Consider the following 13,672-nt stretch of genomic DNA (forward strand, 5'->3'; position numbering starts at 1 on the left):
CCACTGCTGCCTCCCGTAGGAGTTTGGACCGTGTCTCAGTTCCAATGTGGCCGATCACCCTCTCAGGTCGGCTACTGATCGTCGCCTTGGTAAGCCGTTACCTTACCAACTAGCTAATCAGACGCGGATCCATCCTATACCGCCGGAGCTTTGATATTTCTACCATGCGATAAAAATATGTTATCTCGTATTAGCGTACCTTTCGGTACGTTATCCGTGTGTATAGGGCAGGTTACCCACGCGTTACTCACCCGTCCGCCGCTCACTTCCGAAGAAGTTCGCTCGACTTGCATGTGTTAGGCACGCCGCCAGCGTTCATCCTGAGCCAGGATCAAACTCTCAAATAAAATTCACTTTCGTTCATTTCGCCATCGTCTATTCTCTACGAGAATATCCCGATGTTCAAAAGTTGTCCATCGCTCAGCTAATCATTATCTGAATATCTGGCTTGGTTGTTTGTGTTTAATTCTTAAATAAGAATTAGTTATATAAATTAACCTACTGTTTAATTTTCAAAGTTCATTGTTTCGACTTACTTATCTTAACAAGTTATTTCAATCTTGTCAACATTTTCTTTCGTTTTATTTTTCGTCCCTATCTCTTGGACAAGTAATACTTTACCATCATATCCTTTATTGGTCAATACCTTTTTTTATTTTCTATGTTAAATAATAAAAATTTGAATACTTAAAGATATATTTTGTAAAAATATATATAAGTATTTTAAGGAGATGAATAATATGGCCAAATTCAATCATATTAAAGATTTATACGAAGACGGATATAGATGTATATACTACGACTGTGCCCAAAATAATCATACCGTCTATTTAAAAAACTTTGATACAGAGAGTTCTGAAGTAATTGAATTAGATGATGATCAAGATTTTTCTGAATTTAAAAGCTATATTGGTGGCCTTAGAATGTCTTAAAAATAAAATAGAGAGCTAAGTGCTCTCTATTTTGTCATTACAATTTGCTTTATAAGTTTCAAAAGTTCTACTCTATTAATCTCAGAATTTGATTTTTTATTTTTATACTCTACAAAATCGATAACCTTACCTATGTTTTCTTTCATAAACTCACATCCCATTAATATTACTTACTTAATTTTAATCTAAATAATAATTCTATATATTTTCTGCTTTTCCTTCTAAATTTAATACAAATTTTGTTAAATATATTCACTATTCTATTATTACTTATCAAAATAGCATAAAATATTTCATATATACTTTTTTTTAAAATTAAATTTTAATTTATTTTATATATATTTTTACCTCTAATAAAAATTATTATCATAGATTATAAGTTTATACATAATTTATAAAATTCTTATGAAAAAATGGCATAATCTATATAAATAAATTATGCCATTCTCACTTTTACTTAAGTTGTTGTTTTATCCACTCCACTGCTACATCTAATTGTTTTCTTTCATCTTCTTCTACTATTTTAGGCTCAATTCCTTTTCCATTTATATAATCTCCATTTGGAGTAAAATATTGAGCTGTTGTTAACTTATATCCTGTTCCATCTTTTAGTTCTCTAACACTTTGAACTAATCCTTTACCAAATGTAGTAGTTCCTATAGCTATACCTTCATTATTATCAACTATTGCTGCTGTAAGTATCTCTGATGCAGATGCACTTCCTCCATTAACCAATACAGCTATTGGTAAACCTAGTTTATTTTTATCAGATTTCAAATATTCTTTATCATCTTTATTATCTTTTGTATATACTATTGTTCCTTCTCCAATTAGATCATCTGCTATATCAGCACATATGTCTAATAATCCTCCTGGGTTGTTTCTAAGATCAAGAACTAATCCTTTTATATTTTTTTCTTTTAATGATTCTAAATCTTCTTTAAATTCATCATAAGTATTTTCATTAAATGATGTTATCTTTAAATATCCCATATTATCATCTAACACTTTACTTTCAACACTCTTAGAAACTATTTCTTCTCTTTTAATTGTTAATTCGAACTCTTCTTCTCCTCTTTTCACAGTCAATTTAACATTAGTTCCAGCTTTCCCTTTTATCATACTAATAGCTTTATCGGACTCATTAGCATATACATTTTGGTCATCAACCTTTATAATTTTATCTCCTGACTTAATTCCACCCTTTTCTGCCGGAGAACCTTCAATAGGAGCTATTATTGTTATGTAATCATCATCAGATGTAGCACTTATGTAAACACCTATTCCAACAAATGACCCACTTGTCTGCTCTTTTAATTGTTCGAATTCCTCTTTCGTATAATATTGAGAGTATATATCGTCTAAACCTGAAAACATACCCTTTATAGCACCTTGTACTAAATCATCTTCTGAAACTTCTTGATAAAAGTCTTCTCCTACTATTTGTTGCAATCCAATCAACTTATTGTACTTTTTGTAACTTTCATATAAATCTTTAGATATTACAACCTTATTTCCTAATGCCAACTGAACCGTAGATGTAAGTATAGCCGTAACCACAACTAGTACAATAGAACCTATAATGGCCTTTTTTTTAGATATCATTCAACGCATCTCCTTTAAATAATCTACTATTTATTATATGACTAGCTATCCATTTTATTACCCATTTATCAATTATGTTGCCCACACCATATCTATATACTAGAATTTATGTAGGCATACAATATTAATTTGTATATCCACATTATACCATAATATAAAGGGGTAGATTTTAATGAAAAAAGATTTTCGAAAAAAGGTTATATTAGATAGAAAAAATCAAACAAAAGAATTCATTTCAAAAAACTCATCAATTATAACAGAAAAAGTATTGCAAATGGAATGTATAAAGGAAGCTAAGACTATTATGCTTTACTTAGACTTTAATAACGAAGTACAAACAGATGACTTAATCAATAAGTTAATAACTTTAAGAAAAACAGTAGCTTCTCCTATAACATTAAAAGAAGAACGAAAATTAATTCCTGCTCAAATTACAGATTTAAAAAATGGAATTAAATTTGGTGCTTATAATATAAGAGAACCTAAACCAGAATATTCCCCTACTATAGATATTAAAAACTTAGATATTGTTATAGTCCCAGCTGTTGCTTATGATAAAAACTGTTATAGACTCGGATATGGAGGTGGATTTTATGATAGATTTTTAGAAAATTTAAGACCAGATGCAAAAACAATAGGTATTGCATTTGATATGCAGATTTTTGATGAAATACCCAGAGAGCCACATGATGCTCAACTAGATTTTATAGTAACAGAATCTAAGATAATAACAGCTTATAACTAATTTATACTTAAAAATAGTAAAGCTGTAGCGATATATATAACTACAGCTTTACTAAATAACTAAATACCATTTACTTTATCTCGTTTTATATTATCTTTTTCACTTTTTAGATACTTACGTTCCTTATTATTCTCTTCTTCCTTATCTAATTTTCTATACTTATCCAAAACTTTATTAACTTCTAAATCTATTTCTTCTTTATTTTTATTTGTAAGTATTTCTAACCCTTCATCAATACTTGAAATAGCATATATATTAAATACACCTTCTTTTACAGCTTCTACTACTTCATCTTTTAATACTAAATTTCTTACATTTTGTATAGGTATTATTACCCCTTGTTTTCCTGTAAGACCTTTTATTTTACAAACATCAAAAAAACCTTCTATTTTTTCATTAACCCCACCTATAGGCTGTATCTCACCTTTTTGACTAACTGATCCAGTTACGGCTATATACTGTTTTATTGGTATATTTGCTATACTCGATATTACAGAATAGAGTTCTGTACTAGATGCACTATCTCCATCTATTCCGTTATAGTTTTGTTCAAATGTTATAGATGTTGATATTGATAACGGTCTTTCTTTTCCATATCTAGCACCTAAATAACCACTTAAAATTAATACACCTTTATCATGTATACTTCCGCTTTTCTTTATTTCTCTCTCTATATTTATAATACCTCTTCTACCTCTATATGTAGAAGCTGTTATTTTAGAAGGTTTTCCAAATGAATATTCTCCAGTACCCATTACTGCAAGTCCATTTATCTGACCAATCTTTTCACCTTCTAAGTCAATTAATAATGTTCCTTCTTTAAACATCTCATTTAATTTTTCTTCATATTTATTGTTTCTATATCTTCTTTGATTTATAGCTTTATCTACATCATCTCTTGTTACATATGGTTTATCATCATCTGTAACGGCATCTGATTCATATATCATATCTATTATTTTATTAAACCTAGCACTTAGTTTTTCTTTATCATCACTTATCCTTGTACTATATTCTATCAATCTCTCTACAGCTGATTTATCAAAATGTTTTAAATTTGATTCCTTGCATATATTTGATATAAGTTGAATAGTCTTATAAATATTTTCTTTATTTTTATATATTTCAACATCAAAATCGGCCATTATTTTAAATAAATTTCTAAAATCATCCTCATATGAATAAAGCATACTATAGTAATAATAATTTCCAATCAATATTACTTTTAAGTCTAAATCTATAGGTTCTGGTTTCAATGTTGATGTAACTAAATATCCATACTGTTTATTTAAAGATTCTATAGTTATCTTTCCTGTTTTAAGTGTTCTCTTTAAGCACTCCCAAGAAAAAGCATTAGATAATAAATCTCTTGCATTTATTATTAAAAATCCACCATTAGCTTTATGTAATGCTCCTGGTTTTATCTCCATAAAGCTGGTAGTTAGTGATCCCATTTCATTTTTATACTCTATAGAACCAGTTAAATTATAATAAGTCGGATTACTTTCTACTATAATTTTACAATCTTTACACTCACTATTATCTATAAATAAATTAACCTTATACTTATTTAAAAATTTCTCATCCTTTTTACTTGATACTATGCCAAATAAAGCCATAGCATTTTTCTTTTCATCTTCAGACTCCTTTTTAAATTTAGATATATTATTTACAATATCATTACATAAAGCATTTATATAATTACTTACCTTTTCATCATCTCCATATTTTTCTAACAAATATTGACCATAAAATCCAACTAAGCTTCTCCCAACATTTCTATCTAGTTCATTACATTTATTTTTATACATATCTTCAGATAACTTTATTTTATCTATATATTCTTTACTATCCTGATTTAATTTTAATCCTCGCTCTCTTAAATCTCGTACTTGTGATGCTGTAAGGTTTCCTAGTTCAGATTCATCTAAAACACTCCCATCTTCTTTAGTAGGAATACTCATTAAACCTCTTTCTGTTATTTGAAATTTAAATCCTCTCGGTTTTGCAAATTCATTTAATTCTTCAACTATATTATGTATATTATTTTCAAGCTCTGTCATTAGAAGCCTATTATGGCTTTCATATTCTTTAGAATCAAATATTTTAGGTATCTCAACTTTTAATTTATCAATAATATCATCCACATCATTCTTAAATTCTCTTCCTATACCAGCTTTAAAAGATAATGCTACTGGTTCATTCGCATTTTTAAAATTATTTACATATATCCAATCTTTAAGATTGTCATTAAGTTTAACATTTTTTTTTATTAAAGATTTTGCATAACTCGTTCTTCCTATTCCACTATCTCCTGCTATATATATGTTATATCCCTTATGTTTCATTTTTAGTCCAAATTCGATAGAACTAACAGCTCTTTCTTGTCCTATAATACCACCTATTGGTTGTACATCTTCTGTCGTGTTAAAATCCATATCATCTAAGCAACATTTATACTTTAATTTATCTATATCTACTTTATATTTATCTATATTTATCATATGTTCACCTCAAAGTTATATTTGAAATATATTTTTCCCTACTTCTTATTAAATAACCAAAATAAGCGATTGTTTTCATATAATTTTCACTAAAAACAATCGCTTATTAATATTCCATATTATTTAATTCATAAACTATGTAAGTAATATTTACTTTTCTTCTTCAAGAGAGTTTAATTCTATTCTATCTGGCAAGTCAGTTAAGTTCGTCTCAGCTATAACAAAAGGATATGATTTCATCTTGTCTTTATAAGTTGCACTAACCTTCATTATATTTTTATCTTCTTCTTTAACTATACTTATTTTATCTATCTGTATTCCCTCTTCTTTCCCTTGTGCTCTAGTTACTATAACATATATTTTATTGTCCAATTTTACCGCTAAAGCTCTTTCTTCATTTGTATATTTATCCATTATATTTAATATTTTTTCTGGAATAGCATCCCTTTGTAGCATAGTATAGTCTACTGGTGTAGAATCTTCCATGAACATTTTAGGTAAAACTAAAAAGCCTCCAATAACTAAAAATAATAATACTACCCCTATAATTACACCCTTCATGTTAAACTTTATATTCACAATATCACCCCCATATATTTTAATATATGAAAGTAATCCAAGCATTAGAAGATTATTATTATAATAAATTTACAATAAAAAAGACTTTGCATATAATTTTATATACAAAGTCTTTTTTATTATTTTAAAGAATCCTTTACTGATTCTACTATATCTTTTGATGTTAATCCATATTTCTTTAATAATTCAGATGGTGTTCCAGACTCTCCAAATACATCTTTAACCCCAACTCTTTTTACCTTAACTGGATATTCTTCAGATACTACCTCACTTACTGCAGACCCTAATCCACCCATTATACTATGTTCTTCAGCAGTTATTATCGCCTTAGTTTCTTTAGCTGCTGATATTATCAATTCTTTATCTATAGGTTTAATTGTAGACATATTTATTACTCTAACATTTATACCTTCAGACTTTAGCTCTTCATGAGCTAATATCGCTTCATTAACCATAATACCGCAAGCTATTATTGTAGCATCATTTCCTTCTCTAAGAACTGTTCCTTTTCCTATTTCAAACTTATAATCCTCATTGAATAAAGTTGGAACTGCACTTCTTCCAAGACGAACATACATTGGTCCATTAAACTTAGCCGCTTCTAATATAACCTTCTCTGTTTCTATTCCATCAGCAGGAACAACTACAGTCATATTAGGTATTGCTCTCATTATAGCTATATCTTCTATACTTTCATGAGATGCTCCATCTTCTCCTACTGTTATACCAGCATGAGTAGCACATATTTTCACGTTTAATTTAGGATAGCATACTGAGTTTCTTATAACTTCAAATGCTCTACCTGTAGCAAACATTGCAAATGTACTTGCAAAAGGAATTTTTCCAGCTGTAGCTAAACCACAAGCTGCTCCTATTAAATTTTGCTCTGCTATCCCCATGTTGAAAAATCTATTTGGGAATGTTTTAGAAAAATCATTTGTCTTTGTTGATTTAGATAAATCCGCATCTAAAACAACAACATTATCATATATTTCCCCTAACTTTAATAATGTTTTTCCATATGCATCTCTAGTAGCAATCTTACTCATGGAAAGCACCTCCTAATTCCTCTAAAGCAATTCTTAAATGTTCATCACTAGGAGCATTTCCATGCCATCCAGCTTGGTTCTCCATAAATGATACACCTTTTCCTTTTATAGTTTTAGCAACTATCATAGTCGGTTGACCTACAGTTGATTTAGCCATATCAAGTGCAGCAAATATTTGATCAAAATCGTGTCCATCTATTTCTATAACATTCCATCCAAAAGCTTTGAACTTGTCTACTATAGATCCTAGACTCATTACATTATCAGTGTTTCCATCTATTTGAAGTCCATTATAATCTAAAAAGGCTACCATATTATCTAATTTATAATGAGCAGCACTCATTGCAGCTTCCCAAATTATCCCTTCTTGACACTCCCCATCTCCAAGTAATGCATATACTCTCCATGGAGCATTGTCTAATTTAGATGCCATAGCCATTCCACATGCTACTGAGAATCCTTGACCTAATGATCCTGTTGACATTTCAATACCTGGAGTTCCCTTCATATCTGGATGTCCTTGTAACATTCTTCCTGTTTTTCTTAAACCCTTTAACTCTTCTCTATCAAAATATCCTTTTTGAGCTAAAGTTGCATATAAAACTGGAGCAGCGTGTCCTTTAGATAAAACAAATCTATCTCTATCTTCCATCTTTGGATTCGTTGAATCTATATTCATTTCATCAAAGTAAAGTGCAGTCAATATTTCAACTGCTGATAAAGATCCTCCTGGATGTCCTGATTTTGCTCCGTGTATCATAGAGACTATATCTGTTCTTATTCTACGCGTAATTTCATTTAATCCTTTATGGTCTCTCATGTAATTACCTCCCTGGTTTGTAAACATTTTTATACCAATCTCATATTATTATACCACTTCTCACCAATTTTTTACTCTATTTTTAAAATAAAATCTATGTTTATATAATAAATTTATTTTTTACTTGGTGCTAAAAAACTAATTATCTCATATAAATAAAAAAAATTATTGATATTTAAACTAATATCAATAATTTTAAATATTAAATAGCCCTAAACTTATTTGAAGACCATTATCTACTTTTAACATTACGTTATTATCTAGACAACCTATTTTTTCTCTTATTCTCTTTTTATCAATAGTTCTTATTTGTTCTAAGAGAATTACAGAGTCCTTGTTAAGCCCATATTCATTGGCACTTATCTCTATATGAGTCGGTAATTTAGCTTTATTGATTTGAGATGTAATTGCAGCTATAATAACTGTCGGGCTATATTTATTCCCTATATCATTTTGTATTATCAAAACCGGCCTCACTCCGCCTTGTTCTGAACCTACAACTGGGCTTAAATCTGCATAATACAAGTCTCCTCTTTTTATTTCTAAGTTTGAATTACTCAACTTTAGCTATATTCCCTTCAGAATCGACATCAGAAGATACTTCATTCGTCATACCTAGTTCAGCTAATGATAAGTTTATTTGACCCATTTCTTTATAACCCTTAATCATACACTCTTTTAAGTCAATTTTTTTCTTTTGAGTTATATAGAATTGAAAAGCAGCTTTTGCAAAATCTTCTCTATTACTATTTTCCATCTGAACAATATGATCTACTTCAGATATAAGAGAGTCAGGTAAAGTAAACACAATTTTTTCCTTGCTCTTATTATGCACAAAATCGCCTCCCAGAGTATCCTATCCCTTTTATTTTACCAAATAACTGGTTGAATGTAAAATTGCATTTCTTTCCATATATACACGTTCAATACGCCTTGATATCATACATAGAATCTCATAATTTATGGTATCTATATCTTTCGCAATTGCTTCTACCGTTGCATCGCCTTCTCCAAATATTATAACCTCATCACCAATTTTTATGTCTATATCTTTATCTATTTTTACCATACATTGATCCATACATATTCTTCCTACTACATCAAAAGCAATATTTTTTATATATACCTTAGGATTTCTTTGTATTCTAGTAAACCCGTCGGCATATCCAATAGGTATAGTTGCTATTTTTTCTTTTCCATTGGTTTTATATTTCCATCCGTAACTTATTCCAACTCCAGAATCCACTTCTTTCAAATATGCAATTCTAGATTTTAACTTCATAGATGGTTTAAGTTCTATATTTTTTTTATTAACTTCATCAGATGGGTAATGTCCATATAGTATTATTCCACATCTAACCATATTAAATTCTAAATCAAGCAACTCCATTATAGCGGCACTATTAGAAGTATGTTTTATAGGTATATTTACATTCCTTTTATCAAGCTCATTTACAATATAGTTATATCTTTTTGCTTGAAGATAAGTATACTCTTTATCTTCTTCATCAGCTTTTGCAAAGTGAGTATATATTCCTTCTATTCTTATATACCTCATCTTACTAATAGATTCGATTTCACTAATAGATATTTCATCAGGTTTAAATCCTATACGCGACATACCCGTATCTATCTTTATATGAATGTTCGCTTGTATATCCATACTTTTAGCTATCTCATTTATTTTTTTAGCCATATCTAAGGAATACACAGTCATATAGATTTTATTTTTTAAAGCAAAATCTATACACTCTTCTGGAATATATCCTAAGCAAAGTATAGGTAGCTTTATATCATTTTGTCTAAGCTCTATACCTTCTTCTAATCTAGCAACCGCTAAGTAATCTACCTTCTCTCTTTGTAATAATTTTGCAACTTCCACTGCACCATGACCATATGCATTAGCTTTAACTACTCCACAAATTTTAGTATCTTCATTTAATATTTTTTTTATATTATTTAAGTTAAATTTTATGTTATCTAGATTTATCTCCGCCCATGTAGGGGCAATAGTTTGTTTACTCATACCTTCGTCCCCTTATTTTTTATATTCGAAATTTTTATACTCAACTGTAAATCTAATATTTCCTTCTTTGTCTATAATTTCCATTTTATCAGGGTTTTTATCCTTTAAATTTATATAAAGTTTTTGTTTATTAAAGTATTTATCGTCTCCTTTTATTTTACTTTCTAACTCTAAATACTCATTTGACATATTAATAGCTAACTCTTCATTATTTTCAGATTGTAAATAACTTTTTATAAAATCACCTATAAATAAATATTGCATATTTTTACTTTTGTTTGGAAAATCTATAGAATCATTAACATCTACATTTTTAATAGTAATTTTTTTATCGTTATATTCTATAGTTTGGCCTTTCAAATTTTTAGGAGATATTATTTCTAACCTATAATTATCTGGTTTATTATAACTTTCCTTTATAGTATAACTACTCTCACCTTTGTTTCCTACAACTTTAAGTTCAGCTGTACATGTATAAGATTCTATCTTTAAAACTTGCTCTTGAAACTTCTCATAGATTTCTTCCTTTGTATACTCTTTATCTTGGCAACCTATGCAACTTATAAGTACACAACCTGTTAATAAAATTAATGTCATCCATTTGCGTCTCACAAAATCACTCCTATTAAAGTTTATTCATTATACATGGCTCTTATTATATCGTATCTGCAAATTATTCCTTTTAATTTATTTTCTTTATCAACTACAGGCACTCTATTGATAGATTTATTTATCATTAGATTTGCTATATTATCGAAAGTATCATCCTCATTTACAGTTATTATATTAGTAGACATTAAATCTTCTACTTTATATGCTGAAATTTCCTTTAAATCTTTTTCCATCTTATTAAAATTATCTAAAAAGATGATACCTTCTAATACGTTTATAAAAGGAGTAGAGTGTGCCTTTTTCTCTTTTTTAATTATATCTGTCTCAGAAATAACACCGATTACTTTGTTATCATCATCAACTACTGGCATTCCTCCAATTTTACCCGATATAAGTATATTTGCCACTTTAGATATAGTATCACCCTTTTTTGCAACAATTACATCAGTTGTCATAATATCTTTTGCTTTTTTATTATTCATCTTATCACTCCTTAGCTATAACAATAGCATTTGCCACTGCATATTTTTCACTATGAGATATTGATACTTTTATTTCTAAAACATTATAATCTATGCAAATCTGCTGTAAATTATTATATGTTTTTACTATAGGTTTTCCTAAAGAATCTCTAACTATTTCAATATCTTTAAATTTAAAATTTCTAATTCCAGTACCTATAGATTTACTTACTGCTTCCTTAGCTGAAAAATTGCCAGCAATAGTTTCCATCTTTAAATTTTTACTTTTGAAATACTCTATTTCTTTATCTGTAAATAATCTATCTAAGAATTTATCATTCTTATCGATAGCTTCTTTAATTCTATCTATTTCAACTATATCCACACCAATACCTAATATGTTCATAATGTCCTCCAAACCTCATCTTAATATTATTGTATTACGATTATATTATTATATACAAATACTTATATTAAAAATTTAAATCCGTTCATTCATTATACGATAAATTATATTTGTTTTATTTATAAATAAAAAGAACCACAGTATATAAGTTTTATTATTAGTGTGGTTCAAGATTATATACTTTTATAAAAACAAAAAACTACTACTGATTATGAGAATTTAACTTACTGGGATGTAATAATTCTCATGTCAGTAGTAGCTTTATATTATAACCACTCGGCCGATTCAGTTAATATAGTAGTTTTTTCTTTATCTACTGTAATAAATCCACCTGATATTTTAGCTTCTTTAAAATTTCCATTCTTCTTAACACGAAGAGTACCTTCAACTAATCCTGCTACAAATGGTCTATGATTTTTTAATATCCCTCTATCACCTTGTGTAGTTCTTGTTATAACCATTTCTACATTATCATGATAGAATATTTTCTCAGGAGTTACAACTTCTAGTGAAAATTCACTTGCCATAGTTATCTACTCTCCTTCGCCTTTGCAACAGCCTCTTCTATAGTTCCTACGAATAAGAATGCTGATTCTGGTAAATTATCATGCTTACCTTCAAGTATCTCCTTGAAACCTCTAACAGTTTCTTTTACTGGTACATAAGTACCTGGTATACCTGTAAATTGCTCTGCAACCGTAAATGATTGAGAAAGGAATCTTTGTATCTTTCTAGCACGAGCAACTATTACCTTATCTTCATCAGATAATTCATCCATACCAAGTATCGCTATTATATCTTGAAGTTCATTGTATCTTTGAAGTATTGATTGTACTCCTCTTGCAACTTCATAATGATCTTTACCTACTATACCTGGATCAAGAACTCTTGAAGTAGACTCTAATGGATCAACTGCTGGATATATACCAAGTGATGCTATTTGTCTTGATAAAACTGTCTTAGCATCTAAGTGTGTGAATGTTGTAGCTGGTGCTGGGTCAGTTAAGTCATCCGCTGGTACATAAACTGCTTGAACAGATGTTATAGACCCCTTCTTAGTTGATGTTATTCTTTCTTGTAAGTTACCCATTTCTGTAGCAAGTGTTGGTTGATATCCAACTGCTGATGGCATACGTCCAAGAAGTGCTGAAACTTCTGAACCTGCTTGTGTGAAACGGAATATATTATCTACGAATAATAAAACATCTTGACCTTGCTCATCTCTAAAGTGTTCAGCCATTGTAAGACCACTAAGTGCAACCCTCATTCTTGCTCCTGGTGGCTCATTCATTTGTCCGAATACTAGAGCTGTTTTATTTATAACCCCAGAGTCAGCCATTTCATGGTAAAGGTCATTACCTTCTCTTGTTCTTTCTCCAACACCTGCGAATACTGATATACCACCGTGTTGCTTAGCTATATTGTTGATAAGCTCTTGTATAAGAACTGTTTTACCAACTCCAGCTCCTCCGAACAGACCTATTTTACCACCTTTTAAGTATGGGCATAATAAGTCAACAACTTTTATACCTGTTTCAAGTATTTCTGCACTACTTTCTATTTCATCAAAGCTTGGCGCTTGTCTATGTATAGGAAGCTCCGGTGCATCTTTTGGTGCCGGTTTATTATCAACTGGTTGACCTAAAACATTGAATATTCTTCCTAAAGTAGCATCTCCAACAGGAACACTTATAGGTTTTCCTGTATCTACAGCTTCCATACCTCTTACTAATCCATCTGTAGCACTCATGGCAATACATCTAACTGTATCATCACCTATATGTTGTGCAACTTCTGCAACTATTTCTTTATCTCCTAACTTTATAACTAACGCGTTTAATAAGTTAGGTAGGCTATTTTCACTATCAAACTTAACATCAAGTACAACCCCTACGATTGATACTATTTTACCTACATTTGCCATTTCCTAACC

The 13,672-nt window shown here is 29.5% G+C and carries 15 protein-coding genes and 1 rRNA gene; 2 read left to right on the forward strand and 14 right to left on the reverse strand.

The window, feature by feature from the left end:
• Positions 1 to 347 (reverse strand): 16S ribosomal RNA (locus EIH23_RS12250); the annotation flags it as partial.
• Positions 348 to 740: 393 nt separating this feature from the next.
• On the opposite strand from EIH23_RS12250, the gene EIH23_RS12255 reads away from it, so the two are divergent.
• Positions 741 to 932 (forward strand): hypothetical protein, encoded by a 192-nt coding sequence (locus EIH23_RS12255; RefSeq protein ID WP_122640575.1) that lies wholly within the window; start codon positions 741 to 743, stop codon positions 930 to 932.
• 453 nt (positions 933 to 1,385) lie between these two features.
• Here the strand turns inward: EIH23_RS12255 and EIH23_RS12260 are convergent, their stop codons facing one another.
• A complete protein-coding gene (locus tag EIH23_RS12260; protein WP_122640576.1) occupies positions 1,386 to 2,537 on the reverse strand; it encodes a S41 family peptidase in 1,152 nt (383 codons plus the stop codon).
• A gap of 172 nt (positions 2,538 to 2,709) precedes the next feature.
• On the opposite strand from EIH23_RS12260, the gene EIH23_RS12265 reads away from it, so the two are divergent.
• Complete coding sequence (locus EIH23_RS12265) at positions 2,710 to 3,282, forward strand: 5-formyltetrahydrofolate cyclo-ligase (RefSeq protein WP_122640577.1); 573 nt, start codon at positions 2,710 to 2,712, stop codon at positions 3,280 to 3,282.
• Positions 3,283 to 3,341: 59 nt separating this feature from the next.
• Here the strand turns inward: EIH23_RS12265 and EIH23_RS12270 are convergent, their stop codons facing one another.
• The 12 genes from EIH23_RS12270 to atpD all read right to left on the reverse strand — a co-directional run bounded on the left by EIH23_RS12270 (position 3,342) and on the right by atpD (position 13,663).
• Positions 3,342 to 5,786: an ATP-binding protein gene (locus EIH23_RS12270; protein WP_122640578.1), complete on the reverse strand. Its 2,445-nt coding sequence runs from the start codon at positions 5,784 to 5,786 to the stop codon at positions 3,342 to 3,344.
• A 150-nt stretch (positions 5,787 to 5,936) separates the two neighbouring features.
• Positions 5,937 to 6,365 carry a hypothetical protein gene (locus EIH23_RS12275; protein ID WP_122640579.1) on the reverse strand — a complete coding sequence of 143 codons (429 nt, stop codon included), beginning with the start codon at positions 6,363 to 6,365 and terminating at the stop codon, positions 5,937 to 5,939.
• Between the two features lie 119 nt (positions 6,366 to 6,484).
• Complete coding sequence (locus tag EIH23_RS12280; protein WP_122640580.1) at positions 6,485 to 7,414, reverse strand: transketolase family protein; 930 nt, start codon at positions 7,412 to 7,414, stop codon at positions 6,485 to 6,487.
• Positions 7,407 to 8,234, reverse strand: coding sequence for a transketolase (locus EIH23_RS12285; protein WP_122640581.1), 828 nt, complete (start codon positions 8,232 to 8,234; stop codon positions 7,407 to 7,409). The genes EIH23_RS12280 and EIH23_RS12285 overlap by 8 nt, the downstream gene beginning before the upstream one ends.
• A 195-nt stretch (positions 8,235 to 8,429) precedes the next feature.
• Positions 8,430 to 8,795: a type II toxin-antitoxin system PemK/MazF family toxin gene (locus EIH23_RS12290; RefSeq protein ID WP_122640582.1), complete on the reverse strand. Its 366-nt coding sequence runs from the start codon at positions 8,793 to 8,795 to the stop codon at positions 8,430 to 8,432.
• Positions 8,788 to 9,069, reverse strand: a complete 282-nt coding sequence (locus EIH23_RS12295; protein WP_122640583.1) for a ribbon-helix-helix protein, CopG family — start codon at positions 9,067 to 9,069, stop codon at positions 8,788 to 8,790. The genes EIH23_RS12290 and EIH23_RS12295 overlap by 8 nt, the downstream gene beginning before the upstream one ends.
• 30 nt (positions 9,070 to 9,099) lie before the next feature.
• Positions 9,100 to 10,260, reverse strand: coding sequence for an alanine racemase (alr, locus tag EIH23_RS12300; RefSeq protein ID WP_122640584.1), 1,161 nt, complete (start codon positions 10,258 to 10,260; stop codon positions 9,100 to 9,102).
• A gap of 12 nt (positions 10,261 to 10,272) precedes the next feature.
• A complete protein-coding gene (gene gerS, locus EIH23_RS12305; RefSeq protein WP_122640585.1) occupies positions 10,273 to 10,872 on the reverse strand; it encodes a germination lipoprotein GerS in 600 nt (199 codons plus the stop codon).
• A gap of 20 nt (positions 10,873 to 10,892) precedes the next feature.
• The gene (locus EIH23_RS12310; RefSeq protein ID WP_122640587.1) at positions 10,893 to 11,354 is read right to left on the reverse strand and encodes a CBS domain-containing protein; all 462 of its coding nucleotides are present in this window, start codon (positions 11,352 to 11,354) and stop codon (positions 10,893 to 10,895) included.
• A gap of 4 nt (positions 11,355 to 11,358) precedes the next feature.
• Positions 11,359 to 11,739 (reverse strand): holo-ACP synthase, encoded by a 381-nt coding sequence (acpS, locus tag EIH23_RS12315; RefSeq protein WP_122640588.1) that lies wholly within the window; start codon positions 11,737 to 11,739, stop codon positions 11,359 to 11,361.
• A gap of 266 nt (positions 11,740 to 12,005) precedes the next feature.
• Complete coding sequence (gene atpC / locus EIH23_RS12320; RefSeq protein ID WP_122640589.1) at positions 12,006 to 12,266, reverse strand: ATP synthase F1 subunit epsilon; 261 nt, start codon at positions 12,264 to 12,266, stop codon at positions 12,006 to 12,008.
• A 2-nt stretch (positions 12,267 to 12,268) separates the two neighbouring features.
• Positions 12,269 to 13,663 (reverse strand): F0F1 ATP synthase subunit beta, encoded by a 1,395-nt coding sequence (gene atpD, locus EIH23_RS12325; RefSeq protein ID WP_122640590.1) that lies wholly within the window; start codon positions 13,661 to 13,663, stop codon positions 12,269 to 12,271.
• Between the last annotated feature and the right edge of the window lie 9 nt (positions 13,664 to 13,672).

It is taken from the genome of Romboutsia sp. Marseille-P6047, from assembly GCF_900604535.1.
Taxonomy (GTDB): domain Bacteria; phylum Bacillota; class Clostridia; order Peptostreptococcales; family Peptostreptococcaceae; genus Romboutsia_E.